18 protein-coding genes are annotated in these 18462 nt (G+C 68.3%); 17 read left to right on the top strand and 1 reads right to left on the bottom strand.

The genetic code is table 11. The features are described from left to right. The 7 genes from HV783_RS26145 to HV783_RS26175 form a co-directional block, all read left to right on the top strand. The coding region (locus tag HV783_RS26145) for an SHOCT domain-containing protein (RefSeq protein ID WP_175190163.1) at positions 1-163 on the top strand (163 nt) is incomplete at its 5' end. 13 nt (positions 164-176) lie between these two features. Further along, complete coding sequence (locus HV783_RS26150; RefSeq protein WP_054503234.1) at positions 177-1646, top strand: DUF4178 domain-containing protein; 1470 nt, start codon at positions 177-179, stop codon at positions 1644-1646. 3 nt (positions 1647-1649) lie between these two features. Beyond that, positions 1650-1820 carry a hypothetical protein gene (locus tag HV783_RS26155; RefSeq protein WP_162876642.1) on the top strand — a complete coding sequence of 57 codons (171 nt, stop codon included), beginning with the start codon at positions 1650-1652 and terminating at the stop codon, positions 1818-1820. Continuing rightward, positions 1817-2167 (top strand): adenosylmethionine decarboxylase, encoded by a 351-nt coding sequence (gene speD / locus HV783_RS26160; RefSeq protein WP_049072743.1) that lies wholly within the window; start codon positions 1817-1819, stop codon positions 2165-2167. Before HV783_RS26155 ends, speD begins: the two co-directional genes overlap by 4 nt. A gap of 126 nt (positions 2168-2293) precedes the next feature. Then, entirely contained in the window at positions 2294-3052 is a 759-nt protein-coding gene (modA, locus tag HV783_RS26165) for a molybdate ABC transporter substrate-binding protein (protein ID WP_064523485.1), read from the top strand. 30 nt (positions 3053-3082) lie between these two features. Beyond that, entirely contained in the window at positions 3083-3766 is a 684-nt protein-coding gene (modB, locus tag HV783_RS26170; protein WP_054503232.1) for a molybdate ABC transporter permease subunit, read from the top strand. Next, positions 3763-4449 carry a sulfate/molybdate ABC transporter ATP-binding protein gene (locus HV783_RS26175; RefSeq protein WP_054503231.1) on the top strand — a complete coding sequence of 229 codons (687 nt, stop codon included), beginning with the start codon at positions 3763-3765 and terminating at the stop codon, positions 4447-4449. The genes modB and HV783_RS26175 overlap by 4 nt, the downstream gene beginning before the upstream one ends. Before the next feature lie 104 nt (positions 4450-4553). Here HV783_RS26175 and HV783_RS26180 read toward each other — a convergent pair whose 3' ends face one another. Continuing rightward, a complete protein-coding gene (locus HV783_RS26180) occupies positions 4554-5348 on the bottom strand; it encodes a TOBE domain-containing protein (protein WP_054503230.1) in 795 nt (264 codons plus the stop codon). A gap of 198 nt (positions 5349-5546) precedes the next feature. On the opposite strand from HV783_RS26180, the gene HV783_RS26185 reads away from it, so the two are divergent. The 10 genes from HV783_RS26185 to uvrC all read left to right on the top strand — a co-directional run bounded on the left by HV783_RS26185 (position 5547) and on the right by uvrC (position 18421). Continuing rightward, complete coding sequence (locus HV783_RS26185) at positions 5547-6149, top strand: DUF4136 domain-containing protein (RefSeq protein ID WP_081273389.1); 603 nt, start codon at positions 5547-5549, stop codon at positions 6147-6149. Between the two features lie 21 nt (positions 6150-6170). After that, positions 6171-7367 carry a DUF3734 domain-containing protein gene (locus HV783_RS26190; RefSeq protein WP_064523494.1) on the top strand — a complete coding sequence of 399 codons (1197 nt, stop codon included), beginning with the start codon at positions 6171-6173 and terminating at the stop codon, positions 7365-7367. 155 nt (positions 7368-7522) lie between these two features. Beyond that, on the top strand, positions 7523-7975 hold the full coding sequence (locus HV783_RS26195; RefSeq protein WP_144654590.1) for a helix-turn-helix domain-containing protein: 453 nt from the start codon (positions 7523-7525) through the stop codon (positions 7973-7975). Positions 7976-8269: 294 nt separating this feature from the next. Beyond that, complete coding sequence (locus tag HV783_RS26200; RefSeq protein WP_116792127.1) at positions 8270-9556, top strand: efflux RND transporter periplasmic adaptor subunit; 1287 nt, start codon at positions 8270-8272, stop codon at positions 9554-9556. 63 nt (positions 9557-9619) lie between these two features. After that, positions 9620-12841: an efflux RND transporter permease subunit gene (locus HV783_RS26205; protein ID WP_175190164.1), complete on the top strand. Its 3222-nt coding sequence runs from the start codon at positions 9620-9622 to the stop codon at positions 12839-12841. Further along, a complete protein-coding gene (locus tag HV783_RS26210; protein ID WP_054503225.1) occupies positions 12838-14325 on the top strand; it encodes an efflux transporter outer membrane subunit in 1488 nt (495 codons plus the stop codon). The genes HV783_RS26205 and HV783_RS26210 overlap by 4 nt, the downstream gene beginning before the upstream one ends. Continuing rightward, a complete protein-coding gene (gene pdxJ, locus HV783_RS26215) occupies positions 14322-15062 on the top strand; it encodes a pyridoxine 5'-phosphate synthase (protein WP_054416393.1) in 741 nt (246 codons plus the stop codon). The genes HV783_RS26210 and pdxJ overlap by 4 nt, the downstream gene beginning before the upstream one ends. 35 nt (positions 15063-15097) lie before the next feature. Next, complete coding sequence (gene acpS, locus HV783_RS26220) at positions 15098-15535, top strand: holo-ACP synthase (RefSeq protein ID WP_169535878.1); 438 nt, start codon at positions 15098-15100, stop codon at positions 15533-15535. 38 nt (positions 15536-15573) lie between these two features. Further along, positions 15574-16629, top strand: coding sequence for a beta-N-acetylhexosaminidase (nagZ, locus tag HV783_RS26225; protein ID WP_049072757.1), 1056 nt, complete (start codon positions 15574-15576; stop codon positions 16627-16629). Then, on the top strand, positions 16592-18421 hold the full coding sequence (gene uvrC / locus HV783_RS26230) for an excinuclease ABC subunit UvrC (RefSeq protein WP_049072758.1): 1830 nt from the start codon (positions 16592-16594) through the stop codon (positions 18419-18421). Before nagZ ends, uvrC begins: the two co-directional genes overlap by 38 nt. The last annotated feature ends 41 nt before the right edge of the window (positions 18422-18462 follow it).

The following is an 18462-nucleotide window of genomic DNA, read 5'->3' on the forward strand; positions in this document are numbered from 1 at the left end:
CGCCCAGGCGGCGGCCGGCACGGCGGCGGGCGCGGCGGCCGCTTCGGGCGCCGACCCGGTGCAGCGCCTGCAGCAGCTCAAGGACCTGCTCGACAAGGGCCTGATCACGCCGGCCGACTACGACGCGGCCAAGGCCGAGGTCCTGAAGAAACTCACTAGCTGAACGCCGCCCGCCCATGCAGCAGGTCCTGTGTCCGCAGTGCGGAGCACCCGTCAAGTTCACTTCCACGGCATCGGTCATGGCGGTCTGCGGCGCCTGCCGCAGCACGCTGCTCAAGGACGCCGAGTCGGTCAAGCGCATCGGCGAGACCGCCGATGTCCTGGAAGACTATTCGCCGCTGTGCCTGGGCGCCGCCGGCCAGTTCGAAGGCAAGCGCTTCGACCTGATCGGCCGCATCCAGTTGCGTTACGAGGACGGCTTCTGGAACGAGTGGTACCTGTGGTTCGAAGACGGCTCGGACGGCTGGCTGTCGGACGCCTCCGGCCAATACGCCATTACCCGCCGCCGCAAGGCCAAGACCGTGCAGGGCCTGCCGGCCTTCGCCGACATCGCGCCCGGCGACGACATGAAACTGGATGGCCAGCGCTTCACGGCTTCCGACGTGCGGCGCTGCCGCGCTGGCGGCGCGCAGGGGGAACTGCCGTTCGTGCCGGGCGATGGCTGGGAAGCCAAGGTGGCCGATTTCCGCAGCCTGGATGCGTTCCTGACGCTGGACTTCTCCGATGGCCCCGAACCCGAGCTCTACATCGGCAAGGCCTTCGACCTGGCGGGCATGCAGGCGGCGACGCTGCGTTCGAACGAACAGGTCGAGGAAACCGCCGGGCGCTTCCGCGGCCAGATCAAGGCGCTGGACTGCCCCAACTGCGGCGCGCCGATCAGCTTCGTCGCCGCCATGGCGACGCAGGTGGTGTGCCCGTCGTGCGCGGCCACGGTCGACTGCGCCGGCGAGACCGCCGAAGTCATCGAGAAGGCGCGCAAGGTCAAGGCAATCAAGACCACGCTGGCGCTGGGCGCCACCGCCAGGATCGATGGCGTCGCCTACACCCTGATCGGCCTGATGAAATGCGCCGACCCGGACCCCGAGGAGCCCTCGGACTGGATCGAATACCTGTTGTTCAACCCGGCCAAGGGCTTCATCTGGCTGGTGGAGACGGACGAGGGCTGGGAGCGCGTGCAGGTCTGCGATACCTGGCCCAGCTACAACAACGCCACCAGCGTGCGCTGGCGTTCCAAGCTGTACCAGAAGCTGTACGACTACACCTCGCGCGTCGACCTGGCGCTGGGCGCCTTCAACTGGCGCGTCAAGGTGGGCGACAGCACCAGGATCACCGACTACAAGGCCGGCAACCTCAAGCTCACCCGCGAACAGGGGCCGGCCGAGGTGGGCTGGTCGGCCGCCGCGCCGGTGGCGCCGGCGCAACTGGCCCAGTGGTTCGACAATCCCGAACTGGCCAGGCAGAAGGCGATGCCGCGCTCTGCCTCGCCGGGCGGTTATCGCAAATGGGCCTGGTTCGCCACCATCGCCATGGGATTCCTCAACATGGGCAACATCTTCAGCGGCCGCATCCTGCCGATCCTGATAGGCCTGGCCTTCCTGTGGCTGCCGGCCAGCCTCGCGGACAAGATGTCGGCAAAGGACGACTGAGGCATGGGCAAGTTCTTCTACGCCATCTACGCCCTGATCGTGGTCATCGCAGCCACCGGCGCCAGCTCGCCCGGCGCCCGCTTCACCAGCGGTGGCAGCGGCGGCAGCAGCAGCAGTTGGGGCGGCGGATCGTCGGGCAGCTCGGGCTGGTCGTCGGGCGGATCGCACAAGTGACGCCGCACGCGACGCCCGGCCGCCACATCCTGGCCGACTTCCGTGGCGTGGACGCCGGCCTGCTGGCCGACGCCCAGGCGCTCGAGCGCGAGCTGCTGGGGGCCGCCGAGGCCGCCGGCGCGCGCGTGTTGGGCGCGCACTTCCACCATTTTGGAGAAGGCGCGGGCGTGACGGGCGTGGTCATGCTGAGCGAATCGCACATCAGCGTGCATTCCTGGCCCGAGCACCGCTTCGCGGCGCTGGACATCTTCATGTGCGGGGCCGCCCGGCCCGAACTGGCGCTCGAGCGGCTGCGGGCCGCGCTGGCCCCCGACACGGTGCGCGTCACCACGGTCGACCGCGGCTGAGCGGGCTCCAGGCCGATTTCCTCCCTTCGTTGATCGGGCGCAAGCCGGCCCCGGGCACAAATTGACGAGCGTTATATACCTATATATATTTCGATACCGAGATTGATCTTGTCCGAGGAGAGATGCATGTTCCGCAAACACCCGGTCCTGGCGCTGTCGCTGGCCCTGGCCGCCGCCTGGGGCCCCAGCGCCCACGCTGGCGACCTGGTCGTGTCCGCCGCCGCCAGCCTGACCAACGCGTTCAAGGACGTGGCCCAGGCGTACGAGAAGGAGCATGCCGGCACCAAGGTCATCCTGAACTTCGGCGCTTCCGACGTGCTGCTGCAGCAGATCGTCAAGGGCGCGCCCGCCGACGTATTCGCGTCCGCCGACCAGAAGGCGATGGACAAGGCGGTCGAGGAAAAGGCCGTCAAGCCCGAGTCGCGGGTGGATTTCGCCGCCAATCAGATCGTGCTGATCGTGCCGACGGACAGCAAGGCCAACATCACCGCGCTCAAGGACCTGACGCGCGACGACATCAAGCGCATCGCCTACGGCAACCCGGCCTCGGTGCCGGTGGGCCGCTACACGCAGGGCGCGCTGCAGGCCGCCGGCCTGTGGGACGCGGTGCAGGCCAAGAGCGTGCTGGCGCAGAATGTGCGCCAGAGCCTGGATTACGTGTCGCGCGGCGAAGTGGACGCGGGCTTCGTGTTCGCCACCGACGCGGCAATCATGCCGGACAAGGTCAAGGTGGCGGTGCGCGTGCCGTCGCAGACGCCGGTCACCTATCCCATCGCCGTGACGGCGCGTGATGCCGCCGCCCAGGAAGCCAAGCGCTTCGTGGCCTACGTGATGTCGCCCGCCGGGCAGGAAATCCTGTCACGCTACGGCTTCCAGAAGCCTTGAGGGCGCGGGCGGTAGCCAACGCGGTCTGTGATGAGTGATCCGGTATGGGTGCCCCTGCTGCTTACCCTGAAAGTGGCGGGTTGGGCAACGCTGCTGGCCGCCGTGGCCGGCACCGCGACCGCCTATGGCCTGTCGCGCTGGCGCTGGCCGGGCCGCGACCTGCTGGATGCCGTCCTGACCCTGCCGCTGGTGCTGCCGCCCACGGTGCTGGGCTACTACCTGCTGGTGCTGCTGGGCCGGCGCGGCGTGCTGGGCGAGAAGCTGGCGGCGCTGGGCATCGAACTGGTGTTCACCTGGCAGGGCGCGGTCATTGCCGCGTCGGTGGTGGCCTTTCCGCTGGTGTTCAAGTCGGCCCGCGCCGCCTTCGAAGACGTCGATCCTCAACTGGAAAGCGCGGCCCGCGTGCTGGGCGTGCGCGAGGCCGGCGTGTTCTTTCGCGTGACCTTGCCGCTGGCGGCGCGCGGCATCGTGGCCGGCGTGCTGCTGGCCTTTGCCCGCGCGCTGGGCGAGTTTGGCGCCACCCTGATGATTGCCGGCAACCTGCCCGGCCGCACCCAGACGCTGTCAGTCGCCATCTACGAGGCGGTGCAGGCGGGCGATGACGCCACCGCCAATTTCCTGGTGCTGGTGACCTCCATCACCTGCGTGGTCGTGCTGCTGGCGGCCGGCAAGCTGGTGCCGATCCGCTCCAGCCGTCGCGGAGGCGGGCGATGAGCGTCGACCTGCGCATCCGCAAGGACATGGTGTCGGGCGACCGCCACTTTTCCCTGGACGTGGCGTTCTCCTCCAAGTCCAGGCGCATCGCGCTGTTCGGCCCGTCGGGCGCCGGCAAGAGCCTGACGCTGCGGGCGGTGGCCGGCCTGCTGCGGCCGGACGCCGGCCGCATCGAGATCAACGGACGGGTGCTGTTCGATTCCGATGCGCGCCTGAGCGTCGCGCCGCAGGCCCGCCGCGTGGCCTATCTGTTCCAGGACTACGCATTGTTCCCGCATCTGACGGTGGCGCAGAACATCGCCTTCGGCTCGCGCCGAGGCTGGCTCAATCCGCCGCGGCGGGCCATGTCGGCCGAGGCGCGGCGCTGGGTCGACGCCTTTGAACTGGGCGCCATCGTGGGCAGCTATCCGCACGAGATCTCGGGAGGACAGAAGCAGCGCGTGGCGCTGGCGCGCGCGCTGATGGTCAAGCCGGAAATCCTGCTGCTGGACGAGCCGTTCTCGGCGCTGGACTCGCAGTTGCGCGGCAAGATGCGCCAGGAGCTGAGCGCGCTGCAACGCCAGTTGGACGTGCCGATGCTGCTGATCACGCACGATCCGGCCGACGTCGAGGCGCTGGCCGACGAGGTCTTCGAGGTCCGCGACGGCAAGGTGCATCGCCGCGACGAGGACGTGGGCGTGTGACGGGCAGGGCGGCATTCAAAGCGTGAATGCCGCTGCCTGTAAGCGCCGCGGCCGCCCGGGGCCGACCGCGGTGGCGGCAAGCGCCTGGCCGCAACGGAGCGAAGTCAGTCCAGCACGCCCAGGATCACGCTCGAGGCCTTGAACACGGCGACCGCGCCCGCGCCTTCGCCCAGTCCCAGGTCCTGCGCGCTTTCGTTGGTGACGATGGCCGCCAGCGTGGCGCCGCCTTCCAGTTCGATCAGGATCTCGCTGTTGACCGCGCCGGCGCGCACCGCCGTCACGGTGCCTGGCAATTGGTTGCGGGCCGACAGCCGCAGGCCGGCGCCGGGCGCGCCGACGATCACCGACGAGGCCTTGACCAGCGCCAGCGCTTCCTTGCCGGGCGCCAGTTCGAGTTCCTGGGTGCTCTCGCGGGTGATGGTGGCCGTGATGACCTGGCCGCCGGCGATGCGCAGCAGGACTTCGTCGTTGACGGCGCCCGTGCGGACCTCCATCACGGTGCCCATGAGTTTGTTGCGTGCGCTGGTTTTCAGCATGAAGCGTCTCATCAGGTCGATGTCGCCGCTGGCATCCAGGCCGGCGCGCGCCAGGTTTTCCATGAATTTGCGGTGCTCGGCTTCCAGCACCCGGAACGTCGCGATCAGGCCGCGCGCCCGGTCGGTCAGGCGCGTGCCGCCGCCGCCCTTGCCGCCGGCCGCCCGCAACACCAGCGGTTCGCCCGCCAGGTTGTTCATGGCGTCGATGGCGTCCCAGGCGCCCTTGTAGCTCATGCCGACCGCGCGCGCGGCGGCCGTGATCGAGCCGGTGGCGTCGATCTGCGCCAGCAGGTCTATGCGGTTCTTGCCGCCCCAGTTCTGGGCGCCGGAACGAAACCAAATCGAGCCGTCGAGTTCCAACATCGGTAACGGGTGTGGTCAGCTTGATGAAAGTACCGCGAGTGTAATGGAGCCCGCGCCGCCGGCATTCGGGAGGGATCGGATGAGAATGAGATGCTGTTGAAACTTTATCCGCTTCGCGGCACTATGAGTGCGCTCAGGATGTGTTGAGGTGTGTTGACATCGGGGGTCGGCTCGCGGCCCCGCTTCTTGGAGATCGACATGAAAGCGCTGAAAATGCTGGCATCGGGTTCCATGGTGACACTACTGGCGGCCTGCGCTTCCGGCCCCACCATCAAAAGCGATTACGACCATCAGGCGGATTTCTCGCGCTACCGGACCTTCGGCTACATGTCGCCGCTGGGCACCGACAAGGCCGGCTACAGCACCCTGCTGACCGAACGCCTCAAGGACGCGACCCGTGGCCAGATGGAAATGCGCGGTTATGTCTACGACGCCGCCAATCCCGACCTTCTGGTCAATTTCAACGGCAAACTGCAGCAGAAGACCGAGGTGACCCAGGCGCCGCCGCCTCCGCCGATGGGGCCGTACTACGGCTATCGCGCCGGCTTCTACGGCGGCTGGCCCGGCTACGGCTGGGGCGACACCGTCTACCAATACACCGAGGGCACCCTCAACATCGACCTGGTCGACCCGCGCCGCAAACAGTTGGTGTGGGAGGGCGTCGCAGTCGGCGAAGTCCGCGATCCCGAGGCCGCGACCTCGCCGCAGAGCATAGAGAAGGCTGTGGCCCAGGTCTTCGCCCAGTATCCGTTCCGCGCCGGCGTCGCCGCGCCGCAGCGGCCGGACAAGCGCAAACCGTAGCGTCATCCAAAGGAACCCCGCATGAGCACCCGCCGCAAATCCTCGTCTACCGATACCGGCGCCACGCCGTCCTATGACACCGTCGCCCTGGTGCTGCAGGGCGGCGGCGCCCTCGGCTCGTACCAGGCGGGGGTGTACCAGGGCCTGCACGAGGCCGGCATCCGCCCGAACTGGATCTCCGGCATCTCGATCGGTTCGATCAACGCGGCGATCATTGCCGGTTCGCGCGAGGACGAGCGCATCGAACGGCTGCGCGGGTTCTGGGAAAGCATCTGCCGGCCGGCGGGGTTCGCCTCCGTCCCCTGGGGCGATACGCTGGCCGGCATGTTCGAGGGCATTCCATTCGGCTTCGGCTCGCCCGCCATGAATGGCCAGTTGTCGGCCTTCCAGGCGCTGTTCTCGGGGCAGCCGGGCTTTTTCAAGCCGCGCTTTCCGCCGCCTTACTGGGTGCACGGCAAGGGCGCGGCGTCCACCAGCTTCTACGACACCACGCCGCTGGCGGCGACGTTGCGCGAGTACGTGGATTTCGATCTGCTCAATTCCGGCGCGGTGCGCGCCAGCTTTGGCGTGGTCAATGTGCGCAGCGGCAATTTCGCCTATTTCGACAGCCTCAAGGACACCCTGCGGCCCGAGCACATCATGGCCTCCGGCGCCTTGCCGCCCGGCTTCCCGTCAGTGGAGATCGACGGCGAGCACTACTGGGACGGGGGCGTGGTGTCCAACACGCCGCTGGCGCAGGTCCTGACCAGCGACACGATGCGCGACACGCTGGCCTTCCAGGTCGACCTGTGGCCCGCGCGCGGCGGGCTGCCGACCACGCTCGAGGAAGTGGCCGAGCGCCAGAAGGACATCCAGTACTCCAGCCGGACCCGCATGGTCACCGACCAGCTACGCCGCGTGCTCAAGCTGCGCCATGGCCTGCAGCAACTGCTGGAGCGCCTGCCCGAAAAAGAGCGGGGCGCGCCCGAGCTGGCCGAGATCCGCCGCCTGGCCAAGACCCCGGCCACCAACATCATCAACCTGATCTACGAGTCCAAGCACCGCGAGCGCTTCTCCAAGGACTATGAGTTCGGCACCGAGGCCATGCGCGAGCACTGGGAGTCGGGCCTGGCCGACATCCGCCAGACGCTGGCCAAGCCGGGTATCCTGGCGCGCCCGACGCAGGACAGTTGCTTCGTGGCCCACGACATCCACCGCAATGGCAAGCACACCTCCTGAGGTTCCGCGCGGCGGTCTGGGATCCGTCTGATTCCAGGGAAACTTCGCCGCACAACGGCGTCAGCAACGGTAGTCTTTCGGCAAGACTTGAAACCTTGTTCCGGGTCCGGGCCGCCGTCTTCCGCGCCGCGCCCGCGCCCGCTGGAGACGCCAACATGACTATCGCTTTCCCCGTCCCCCCTGTCCGCGGCCCGCAGTCCGCGCCTGCGGTTCCGGGCGCCGCCACGCCGGCCCCGCCGCCGGCCGCCGCGGCCGAACCGGCCGAGGGCCCCTTCCCGGTGCGGCTCGACGGCTGGTGGAGCCTGCTGTACCACGGCTGGACCTTGCTGACCCCGCAAGGCACGCGGCTGGACCTGACCGAGGTCGAGCGGGCCTGCTTCCAGTGCCTGCTGCGCAACCCGCGCAAGGAACTGTTGCGCGAGGAACTCGCCTTGCTGCGCGAGGAATTGATGCTGCCGCGCCAGAGCACCAACCTGCGCGCCCTGAATGTGGCGATCTGCCGCCTGCGGCGCAAGGTGCGCGAGGCTGGCGGGCGCCTGCCGTTGCATACGGTGCATGGCGTGGGCTATGTTTTCCTGGGCAACCTGCAAGAGGTTGCCGACGTCTGATCGCGGCGGGCGGATTCCCCCCGGATCCGTTTGTTTTTGGCCGCTTCCCATGTCGCGCGCCGTCGTGAAAATCAGTGATTTCCCCAATAACTGAGTTACATTAACGGGCTATTCACGTGTCAGTGGCGGAGCGCGGGATTTTGTTTTGATTGCAATCACGTATTGCGGTCAAATACGGCGGTCGGACACGGCCGCGCAAGCCCGCGGCCGTCCTTCGGCAACCGGACACGGCGCTCAGCTAACGCCGTTACATTGTTGCGGTCGCTTGACGCGGTTAACTTCGCGGGGGTTTCAATGCGGTTTTCGCCTAAACGTGTATCAAGTCTGGCTTTTTCCGGCGGCGTCCTCGCGCTGTTGTTGGCGGGTTGCGGTGAAAAGCCGCAGATGAACCCCGGCATGCCGCAGGTCAGCGTCATCACGGTGCAGCCGCAACGCACACCCATCGTCTCCGAACTGCCCGGCCGCGTCGACGCGGTGCGCGACGCCCAGATCCGCTCGCGGGTCACCGGCATCGTCCAGAAGATCGCCTTCGAGCAGGGGGGCGACGTCAAGGAAAACCAGTTGCTGTTCAAGATCGATCCGGCGCCCTACAAGGCCGCCTACGATCAGGCGACCGCGCAGCTCAAGCAGGCGCAGGCCAACCTGTTCAGCGCCAAGCTGCTGGCCGACCGCTACGCGCCGCTGGTCAAGGCCAACGCCGTCAGCAAGCAGGAATACGACAATGCCGTGGCGGCCTACCGCCAGGCCGATGCCACCGTGGCCGCCGCCAAGGCGGCGCAGGACAACGCGTCCATCAACCTCGGCTACACCGATGTCACCTCGCCGATCACGGGCCGCATCGGCAAGCCGCTGGTGACCGAGGGCGCGCTGGTCGAGGCCACCTCCGCCACGCAGATGGCCACCGTGCAGCAGCTCGACCCGATCTACGTTGACTTCACCCAGTCCACCGCCGACCTGGCCGCGCTGCGTCGCGCCTTCGCCAGCGGCAAGCTGCAGCAGGTCGGCAAGGATGCCGCCCGCGCCACCGTGGTGCTGGAAGACGGGTCCGAATACGACAAGCCGGGCAAGCTGCTCTTCACCGGCATCACGGTCGATCCCAGCACCGGCCAGGTCAACCTGCGCGCCGAGGTGCCCAACCCCGACGGCATCCTGTTGCCCGGCATGTACGTGCGCGTGCGCCTGGAGCAGGGCGTGGACGACCAGGCCCTGCTGGTGCCGCAGCAGGCGCTGCAGCGCACGGCCGACGGTTCGCAGAGCCTGATGCTGGTCAAGGACAACAAGATCGAACAGTTGCCCGTCACCACCGGCGGCGCCATCAAGAACAACTGGATCGTCACCAGCGGCCTGAAGGCCGGCGACGTGGTCGTGGTCGAAGGCTTCCAGAAGATCCGTCCCGGCGCCCCGGTGCAGGCCAGCCCCTGGAACAAGGACAAGGCGGGCGGCGCGCCCGCCGCGGGCGGCCAGCCGCCGGCACAGCCTGGCGCCAAGCCGGCGGATCCCGCGGCGGGCGCTCCCGCGGCCAAGCCCGCGGACCCCGCCAAGCCGGCGCAGCAGGCCCCGGCCGCCGGCCAGAAATCGTAAGCGGCTCGCAGCGCAACGCGCTGCGTTCCTCTTTGGTGAGCATCGCTTTCAGAGTCAGCCCACATGCCGCAATTTTTTATTGATCGACCAATTTTCGCCTGGGTAGTCGCCCTGTTCATCCTGCTGGCGGGGGTGCTGGCCATCCCCAACATGCCGGTATCGCAGTATCCCGACGTGGCGCCCCCGGCCATCACCATCACCGCGACCTATCCGGGCGCGTCGGCCAAGGAAGTGGCCGAGTCGGTCACCAGTATCATCGAGGACAAGCTCAACGGCGCCAAGGGCCTGATCTACTACGAGTCGGTCAGCGATTCCTACGGCACCTCGACCATCACCGCCACCTTCGCGCCCGGGCGCGATCCCGACCTGGCGCAGGTGGACGTGCAGAACCGCGTGTCCAACGTGATCGCGCAACTGCCGTCCGCGGTGCAGCAACAGGGCCTGAAGTACGAGCAGACCAGCACCGGCTTCCTGATGATCGTGACGCTGTCGTCCACCGACGGCTCGCTCGACCAGACGGCGCTGGCCGACTACATCACCCGCAACGTCCAGAACCCGGTGTCGCGGGTGTCGGGCGTGGGCCAGTTCCAGCTATTCGCGGCGCCGCGCGCCATGCGCATCTGGGTCGACCCGGCCAAGCTGGTCGGCTTCAGCCTGAGCATGGCCGAGGTCAACCAGGCCATCGCCGCGCAGAACGTGCTGGTGTCGGGCGGCAGCATCGGCGCGCCGCCCAACCCTGATTCGCAGCGCATCACGGCCACCGTGGTGGCCAACGGCCAGCTCAGCACCGTCGATGGTTTCGGCAAGATCGTGCTGCGCGCCAACAGCGATGGCTCCAAGGTGCTGCTGCGCGACGTCGCCCGCATCGAGGTCGGCGCCGACAACTACCAGTTCGGCGCGCGCCTGAACGGCAAGCCGACGGCGGCCTTCGCCATCGTGCTGTCGCCTGACGCCAACGCGCTGGCCACCGCCCAGGGCGTGCGTCAGCAGATGGATCAGCTGTCCAAGTACTTCCCCGGCAACATCACCTACGCCATCCCCTACGACACCGCGCCGTACGTCAAGGTCTCGATCGAGCAGGTGTTGCACACCCTGGCCGAAGCCATGGTGCTGGTGTTCCTGGTGATGTACCTGTTCCTGCAGAACGTGCGATATACCCTGATCCCGGCGCTGGTGGTGCCAGTGGCCATGCTGGGGTCGTTCGCGGTCATGCTGGGGCTGGGCTTCTCGATCAACGTGCTGACCATGTTCGCCATGGTGCTGGCCATCGGCATCCTGGTGGACGACGCCATCGTGGTGGTCGAGAACGTCGAGCGGATCATGGCGACCGAAGGCCTGCCGCCCAAGGAGGCCACCAAGAAGGCCATGCCGCAGATCAGCGGCGCCATCATCGGCATCACGCTGGTGCTGGTGACGGTGTTCCTGCCGCTGGCCTTCATGAGCGGGTCGGTGGGCGTGATCTACCGCCAGTTCTCGGTGGCGATGGCCGTGTCGATCTTCTTCTCGGCGCTGCTGGCGCTGACCTTCACGCCGGCGCTGTGCGCGACCATCCTGAAGCCGGTGCCCAAGGGACACCACAACGACAAGAAGGGTTTCTTCGGCTGGTTCAACCGCAAGTTCGACGCCACCACGCACGGCTACCAGAACTGGGTCTCGCGCATCCTGCACAAGGGCGGCCGCATGATGCTGGCGTTCCTGGTGCTGGTGATCCTGCTGGGCTGGCTGTACCTGCGCCTGCCGTCGTCGTTCCTGCCGGAAGAAGACCAGGGCTACGTCATCAGCAACATCGAGCTGCCCACGGGCGCCAGCGCCAACCGCACGGTGCAGGTGATCGAGGAGGTCGAGGCCTATTTCCGCGAGATCCCCGCGGTCGAGAACATCATCACCGTGCAGGGCTTCAGCTTCAACGGCAACGGCCTGAACGCGGCCATCGCCTTCACCACGCTCAAGGACTTCAAGGACCGCAAGGGCAAGGGTGATTCGGCCGGCGCGATCGCGTTCAATGCGTTTCAGAAGCAGCTCATGGGCATCCACGACGCCCAGGTGTTCACGCTGGTGCCGCCCGCGATCTCGTCGCTGGGCAACGCCACCGGCTTCGACCTGCGCCTGCAGGACCGCGGCGCGGCCGGCACCGAGGCGCTGGCCGCGGCCACCGGGCAACTGATGGGCATGGCCATGAAGAGCCCGGTGCTGTCGCAGGTGCGCATCACCGGCCTGTCGGCCGGCACGCAACTGACGCTGGACATCGACCGCGACAAGGCCGCCGCGCTGGGGGTGAATTTCGACGAGGCCGCCTCGCTGATCTCCACCGCCGTCGGTTCCGCCTACCTGAGCAAGTTCCCCAACCTGGGCCGGATGCAGAACATCTGGGTGCAGGCGGACGCGCCGTACCGCATGCAGTTGTCGGACGTGCTCAAGCTGAACGCCCGCAACACCCAGGGCGGCATGGTGCCGCTGTCGTCGTTCGTGACGGCCAAGTGGTCGCAGGGCCCGGTGCAGGTGGTGCGCTACAACAGCTACGAATCCATGCGCATCGGCGGCAGCGCCGCGGCCGGCTACACGACCGGCCAGGCCATGGAGGAAATGGAGAAACTGGTGGCCCAGTTGCCACAGGGCTTCGGCTACGAATGGACCGGGCTGTCCTACCAGGAACGCCAGGCCGGCAACCAGGCCCCGATCCTGATGGGCCTGTCGCTGCTGGTGGTGTTCCTGGTGCTGGCCGCGCTGTATGAAAGCTGGGCCATCCCGATCTCGGTGATGCTGGTGGTGCCGCTGGGCATGCTGGGCGCGGTGGCGCTGGTCAGCGCGCTGGGCATGTCCAACGACGTGTACTTCCAGGTGGGCATGGTGACCGTGATCGGGCTGGCGGCCAAGAACGCCATCCTGATCGTGGAATTCGCCAAGGACCAGTACGCGCGCGGCATGGGGCTATATGAAGCGGCGGTGGAAGCCGCGCGCCTGCGGTTCCGGCCGATCCTGATGACCTCGCTGGCGTTCATCCTGGGCGTGGTGCCGCTGGCCATGGCCACCGGCGCCGGCGCCGCCAGCCAGCGCGCGGTGGGCCTGGGCGTGCTGGGTGGCATGCTGGCCGCGACGCCGTTCGCGGTGATTTTCGTGCCGACCTTCTTCGTGGTGGTGCTGGGCCTGTTCAAGACCAAGCCGCGCCTGCTGGGCGCCGAGCTGCGCGCCTTCGAGGAAGAACAGGCGGCCAAGAAGGCGGCGGCGGGGCAGACCCCGCCGGACGCTCCCGCACAACCCAACGGTGGCCAGGAGGGCAAGGAATGAGCGCCCTGATGTTCAAACAGACCGCCTTGTCCGCCTTCGTGGCGGTGGCGTTGGCCGGCTGCTCGCTGGCGCCCGACTACAAGCGGCCTGACGCGCCGGTCTCCGGCAACTGGCCGGACCAGCCCAAGGTGCAGTACGGCGCGTACGCCAATCCGATGTCGCTGGGCACGCAGCCCGCGTCGGCGGTGGCGCCGCAGGCGGGCACGCCCGCGGCCGACCTGGGCTGGCGCGAGTTCTTCCACGATCCGCGCCTGCAGCGCCTGATCGAGCTGGCGCTGGTCAACAACCGCGACCTGCGCGTGGCGGTGCAGCGCGTCGAAGAGGCGCGCGCCCAGTACGGCGTGCAGCGCGGCGCGCAGTGGCCCAGCATCGGCGCCGGCATCCAGGGCCAACGCCAGCGCTTGCCCGAGAACATGCGCCAGCCGGGCGCCGGTTCGATCAGCAGTTCGTACCAGGCCGGCATCGGCCTGACCACGTTCGAGATCGACCTGTTCGGCCGCCTGCGCAGCCTGTCGGAAGCGGCGTACCAGCAGTACCTGTCGACCGAGCAGGCGCAAAAGAGCACCCACATCACGCTGATCGGCGCGGTGGCGCAGTCGTACTTCAACCTGCGCGCCGCCCAGGTGCAACTCGAACTGACCCAGCGCACCCTGGCCTCGCGCCAGGAGTCGTACAACCTGGTCAAGCGCCGCTTCGACGGCGGCGTGGCGTCCGAACTCGACCTGAACCAGTCCAAGTCGCTGCTGGACACGGCATCGGCCGACCTGGCGCAACTGGCCCGGGCCCAGGCCCAGGCCGTCAACGCGCTGGTGCTGCTGCTGGGCACGCCGTTGCCGGATGATCTGCCGGCGCCGGCGCCGTTCGGCCGCGACCAGTTGCTGGCGAGCGTGCCGGCCGGGTTGCCGTCCGACCTGCTGGAGCGCCGTCCGGACATCCTGGCCGCCGAGAACAACCTGAAGTCGGCCAACGCCAACATCGGCGCGGCGCGCGCGGCGTTCTTCCCGACCATCTCGCTGACCGGGCTGTTCGGCGTGGCCAGCCCCTCGCTGGATACGCTGTTCAAGGGCGGCCAGGGCTACTGGAGCTTTTCGCCGTCGATCACCACGCCGCTGTTCGCCGGCGGCAGCATCCGCGAAGGCTTGAACCTGGCCAAGGCCCGCGACAATATCGCCGTGGCGCAGTACGAGCAGACCATCCAGCAGGCGTTCCGCGAGGTCTCGGACGCGCTGGCGGGCGAAGCCACCTATGGCGCGCAGTTGGATGCCCAGCGCGCGTTGCAGGATTCGTCGGCGCGCACCCTGGAACTGTCGAACCTGCGCTATACCAATGGCATCGACAGCTACCTGCAGGTGCAGACCGCGCAAGTGGACTTTTTCAATGCCCAGCTCGCGCTGGTGCAAACCGGCCTGGCCGCGCTGATCAACCGTGTGGAACTCTACAAGGCGTTGGGCGGCGGCTGGGAAGAAACAACGAAAGTGCAATGATAGAACTTGGTGTAAACATCGATCACGTCGCGACCCTGCGGCAGCAGCGTCACACGACCTATCCCGACCCGGTGGCCGCGGCACTGCGCGCCGAGGACGCCGGCGCCGACCTGATCACGCTGCATCTGCGCGAAGACCGCCGCCACATCCAGGACGCCGACGTCTACGCGATCCGGCCGCAATTGCGCACGCGCATGAACCTGGAATGCGCGGTCACGCCCGAGATGCTGGAGATCGCCTGCGCGGTCAAGCCCAATGACGTCTGCCTGGTGCCGGAAAAACGCACCGAACTGACCACCGAAGGCGGGCTGGAAGTGGCCGGCGCGCTGTCGGCGGTGACGGACGCGGTCGGCCTGCTGACCGAGACCGGCATCCGCGTGTCGCTGTTCATCGATCCCGATCCGGCGCAGATCGCCGCCGCCGCCCGCGCGGGCGCGCCGGTCATCGAACTGCACACCGGCGCCTATGCCGAAGCCGAGGGCGACGCCGCCCTGGCCGAGCTGGAGCGCATCCGCGCGGCGGTGGCCGAAGGGCTGCGCCATGGCCTGCGCGTCAACGCCGGCCATGGACTGCACTATGGCAACGTCAAGCCGGTGGCGGCGCTGGACGGCATTTCCGAGCTCAACATCGGCCACGCCATCGTGGCGCAGGCGGTGTTCGACGGCTGGGAAAAGGCCGTGCGCGACATGAAGGCGCTGATGGTGCAGGCCCGCCTGGAAGCGCTGCGCGGCCGTTGAGCCCGGGCCCGATCCCCTTGAACGGCGCCGCAGCGATGTCCCAGCCCGAAGCCCCTCTCGCCGTCCCCGCGCCGGTCGCCATCGGCGGCATCGGCATGGACCTGCTGCGCATCGATCGCATCGAGCGCGCGCTGGCGCGCCACGGCGACCGTTTCGCCGAGAAGATCCTGGGGCCCGAGGAACTGGCCAAGTTCCATGCCCGCCGCGCCCGCGACCCGGTGCGCGGCGTGCGCTTCCTGGCGACGCGCTTTGCCGCCAAGGAAGCGTTCTCCAAGGCGGTGGGGCTGGGCATGCGCATGCCCATGACCTGGCGCCGGGTGCAGACGCTGAACGCGCCCGGCGGCCGGCCGGTGCTGGTGATCGCCCCTGAACTGCTGGAATGGTACGTGCAGCGCTTTGGCGCCGCGCACGTTTCCATTACCGATGAATCCGACATGGCCGCCGCCTACGTGGTGGTCGAACGCAAGCCCTGACGCCCGCGGGCCGGCTTGCAACACAGAAGGACACGCCGATGGCCAAGAAGAAATCCCGGGCGCTGCCGCCCGGTCCCGTGATGGTCGATGTGGCCGGCACCGTGCTGACCAAGGAAGAAAAGAAACGCCTGCGCCACCCGCTGGTGGGCGGCGTCATCCTGTTCGCGCGCAATTTCGAGAACCGTCGCCAGCTCACCGAGCTGACCCGCCAGATCCACAAGGCGCGCAAGGAGCGCCTGCTGATCCTGGTCGACCACGAGGGCGGCCGGGTGCAGCGCTTCCGCGAGGACGGCTTCACGCCGCTGCCCGCGATGCGCGACCTGGGCGCGCTGTGGGACCGCGATCCGCTGACCGCCATGCGCCTGGCGACCGAGGCCGGCTACGTGCTGGCCGCCGAGCTGCGCGCCTGCGGCGTGGACATGAGCTTCACGCCGGTGCTGGACCTGGATTACGGCGTCAGCAAGGTGATCGGCAACCGCGCCTTCCATCATGACGCGCGGGTGGTGACGATGCTGTCGCGCGCGCTGATCCAGGGCCTGGCGCTGGCCGGCATGTCGGCCTGCGGCAAGCATTTCCCGGGACACGGCTTCGTCGGCGCGGATTCGCACCACGAGATCCCGGTCGATCCGCGTCCGCTCGAGCGCATCCTGAAGGACGACGCCGCGCCCTACGCCTGGCTGGGCGACGCGGTGCTGCCGTCGGTGATGCCGGCGCACGTGATCTACCCCAAGGTCGACAAGCACCCGGCCGGTTTCTCCAGGCGCTGGGTGCAGGACATCCTGCGCACCCGCCTGGGCTACGATGGCGTGGTGTTCTCCGATGACCTGACCATGGAGGGCGCGTCCGTCGCCGGCGACATCCTGGCGCGCGCCCAGGCCGCGCTGGGCGCCGGCTGCGACATGGTGCTGGTGTGCAACCGGCCCGACCTGGCCGACGAGCTGCTGGCGCGGCTCGAGTTCGACCATGCGCCCGAGTCCGTGGCCCGCATCCGCCGGTTGATGCCGCGTTTCGACGCGCTCGACTGGGACTCCCTGCAGGCCGAAAGCCGTTACCAGAATGCCCGACGACTTCAATCTCAAATCGTTCCTGGCTGACCTGCCGCATCTGCCGGGTGTCTACCGACACCTGGATGCGGCCGGCGAGGTCATGTATGTCGGCAAGGCGCGCGACCTGAAAAAGCGCGTCTCGTCGTATTTCCAGAAGAACCTGTCCAGCCCGCGCATCGCCCAGATGGTGGCGAAGGTGGCGCGGCTGGAGGTCACCGTCACGCGCTCCGAGGCCGAAGCGCTGATCCTGGAAAACAACCTCATCAAGAGCCTGAAGCCGCGTTACAACATCCTGTTCCGCGACGACAAGTCCTACCCGTACCTGCTGATCACCGGCCACGACTGGCCGCGCATCGCCTATTACCGCGGCGCCACCAACAAGCGCGGCCAATACTTCGGCCCGTTCCCCAACGCCTGGGCGGTGCGCGAGACCATCCAGATCCTGCAGAAGGTGTTCCGCCTGCGCACCTGTGAGGACACCGTCTTCGCCAACCGTTCGCGGCCCTGTCTGTTGCATCAGATCGGGCGCTGTTCGGCGCCCTGTGTGGGCGCCATCCAGGCGCAGGACTACGCTTCGGACGTGCAGCGCGCGGTGCGCTTCTTGAACGGCGAGGCCAAGGACGTGATGGGCGAGATCGAGGCCCGCATGCTGGAGGCCGCCGAGGCGCTGCGCTTCGAGGAAGCCGCCGCGCTGCGCGACCAGATGGGCTCGCTGGCGCGGGTGCTGCACCAGCAGACCATGGAAAACGTCAGCGGCGAGGACACCGACATCGTCGCGGTCGCCATCGCCGGCGGCAAGGTCTGCGTCAACCTCGCCATGGTGCGGGGCGGGCGCCACCTGGGCGACAAGCCGTTCTTCCCGACCCACGCCGAAGGCGAGGCCGCGCCGCAGGTGCTGGAAGCCTTCGTGGCCCAGCACTACACCGACAACGCGCTGCCGCCAGTGCTGGTCTGTTCGCACGCGCTGCCCGACGCCGGCCTGATCGACCTGCTGGTGGAGCAGGCCGGCGGCCGTCCGTCGCGCGTGCTGACGCGGCCGCAGGGCGCGCGCCGCGCCTGGCTGGAGCAGGCGCTCAAGAACGCCGAGATGGCATTGGCCCGCGCCCTGACCGAATCCGGCGCCCGCGCCGCCCGCACCCTGGCGCTGGCCGAGGCGCTGGACCTGGATACCGACGAGGCGGCGCTGGACGCGCTGCGCATCGAGTGCTTCGACATCAGCCATACCGCCGGCGAGGCCACCCAGGCCTCCTGCGTGGTGTTCGAGCACCACGACATGCAGCCGTCGCTGTACCGCCGCTACAACATCGCGGGCATCACCCCGGGCGACGACTACGCCGCCATGCGCCAGGTGCTGACGCGGCGCTTCGCCAAGGTGGCCGACGGCGAGGCGCAGATGCCCGGATTGGTGCTGATCGACGGCGGCAAGGGCCAGGTCGAGGTGGCGCGCCAAGTGTTCGCCGAGCTGGGCCTGGACATCCAGGCGCTGGTGGGCGTGGCCAAGGGGGAAGGGCGCAAGGTCGGCCTGGAAACCCTGGTGTTCGCCGACGGCCGCCCGCCGGTGGCGCTGGGCGGCGAATCGGCCGCCCTGATGCTGATCGCGCAGGTGCGCGACGAGGCCCACCGTTTCGCCATCACCGGCATGCGCGCGCGCCGCGCCAAGACTCGCAATGTGTCGCGGCTGGAGGAGATCGAAGGGGTCGGGGCGCGCCGCCGCCAGCGCCTGCTGGCCCGTTTCGGCGGTTTTTCGGGGGTGGCCTCGGCCAGCATCGAGGACCTGGCGTCGGTGGACGGCATTTCCGAGGAACTGGCCGAACGGATCTATGAGGCGCTGCGCGGATAAGGCTCCGGACGGCCGGGTGGCGGCCGCCCGGCGGCCCCGGG

This window comes from Achromobacter dolens (assembly GCF_902859745.1).
Lineage (GTDB): Bacteria > Pseudomonadota > Gammaproteobacteria > Burkholderiales > Burkholderiaceae_B > Achromobacter > Achromobacter dolens.

What these genes read in the sequence shown, in the direction of transcription:
- HV783_RS26150 (WP_054503234.1), top strand. Translation starts at nt 177, where the DNA reads ATGCAGCAGGTCCTGTGTCCGCAGTGCGGAGCACCCGTCAAGTTCACT.
- HV783_RS26155 (WP_162876642.1), top strand. Translation starts at nt 1,650, where the DNA reads ATGGGCAAGTTCTTCTACGCCATCTACGCCCTGATCGTGGTCATCGCA.
- modA (WP_064523485.1), top strand. Translation starts at nt 2,294, where the DNA reads ATGTTCCGCAAACACCCGGTCCTGGCGCTGTCGCTGGCCCTGGCCGCC.
- modB (WP_054503232.1), top strand. Translation starts at nt 3,083, where the DNA reads ATGAGTGATCCGGTATGGGTGCCCCTGCTGCTTACCCTGAAAGTGGCG.
- HV783_RS26175 (WP_054503231.1), top strand. Translation starts at nt 3,763, where the DNA reads ATGAGCGTCGACCTGCGCATCCGCAAGGACATGGTGTCGGGCGACCGC.
- HV783_RS26180 (WP_054503230.1), bottom strand. Translation starts at nt 5,348, where the DNA reads ATGTTGGAACTCGACGGCTCGATTTGGTTTCGTTCCGGCGCCCAGAAC.
- HV783_RS26185 (WP_081273389.1), top strand. Translation starts at nt 5,547, where the DNA reads ATGAAAGCGCTGAAAATGCTGGCATCGGGTTCCATGGTGACACTACTG.
- HV783_RS26190 (WP_064523494.1), top strand. Translation starts at nt 6,171, where the DNA reads ATGAGCACCCGCCGCAAATCCTCGTCTACCGATACCGGCGCCACGCCG.
- HV783_RS26195 (WP_144654590.1), top strand. Translation starts at nt 7,523, where the DNA reads ATGACTATCGCTTTCCCCGTCCCCCCTGTCCGCGGCCCGCAGTCCGCG.
- HV783_RS26200 (WP_116792127.1), top strand. Translation starts at nt 8,270, where the DNA reads ATGCGGTTTTCGCCTAAACGTGTATCAAGTCTGGCTTTTTCCGGCGGC.
- HV783_RS26205 (WP_175190164.1), top strand. Translation starts at nt 9,620, where the DNA reads ATGCCGCAATTTTTTATTGATCGACCAATTTTCGCCTGGGTAGTCGCC.
- HV783_RS26210 (WP_054503225.1), top strand. Translation starts at nt 12,838, where the DNA reads ATGAGCGCCCTGATGTTCAAACAGACCGCCTTGTCCGCCTTCGTGGCG.
- pdxJ (WP_054416393.1), top strand. Translation starts at nt 14,322, where the DNA reads ATGATAGAACTTGGTGTAAACATCGATCACGTCGCGACCCTGCGGCAG.
- acpS (WP_169535878.1), top strand. Translation starts at nt 15,098, where the DNA reads ATGTCCCAGCCCGAAGCCCCTCTCGCCGTCCCCGCGCCGGTCGCCATC.
- nagZ (WP_049072757.1), top strand. Translation starts at nt 15,574, where the DNA reads ATGGCCAAGAAGAAATCCCGGGCGCTGCCGCCCGGTCCCGTGATGGTC.
- uvrC (WP_049072758.1), top strand. Translation starts at nt 16,592, where the DNA reads ATGCCCGACGACTTCAATCTCAAATCGTTCCTGGCTGACCTGCCGCAT.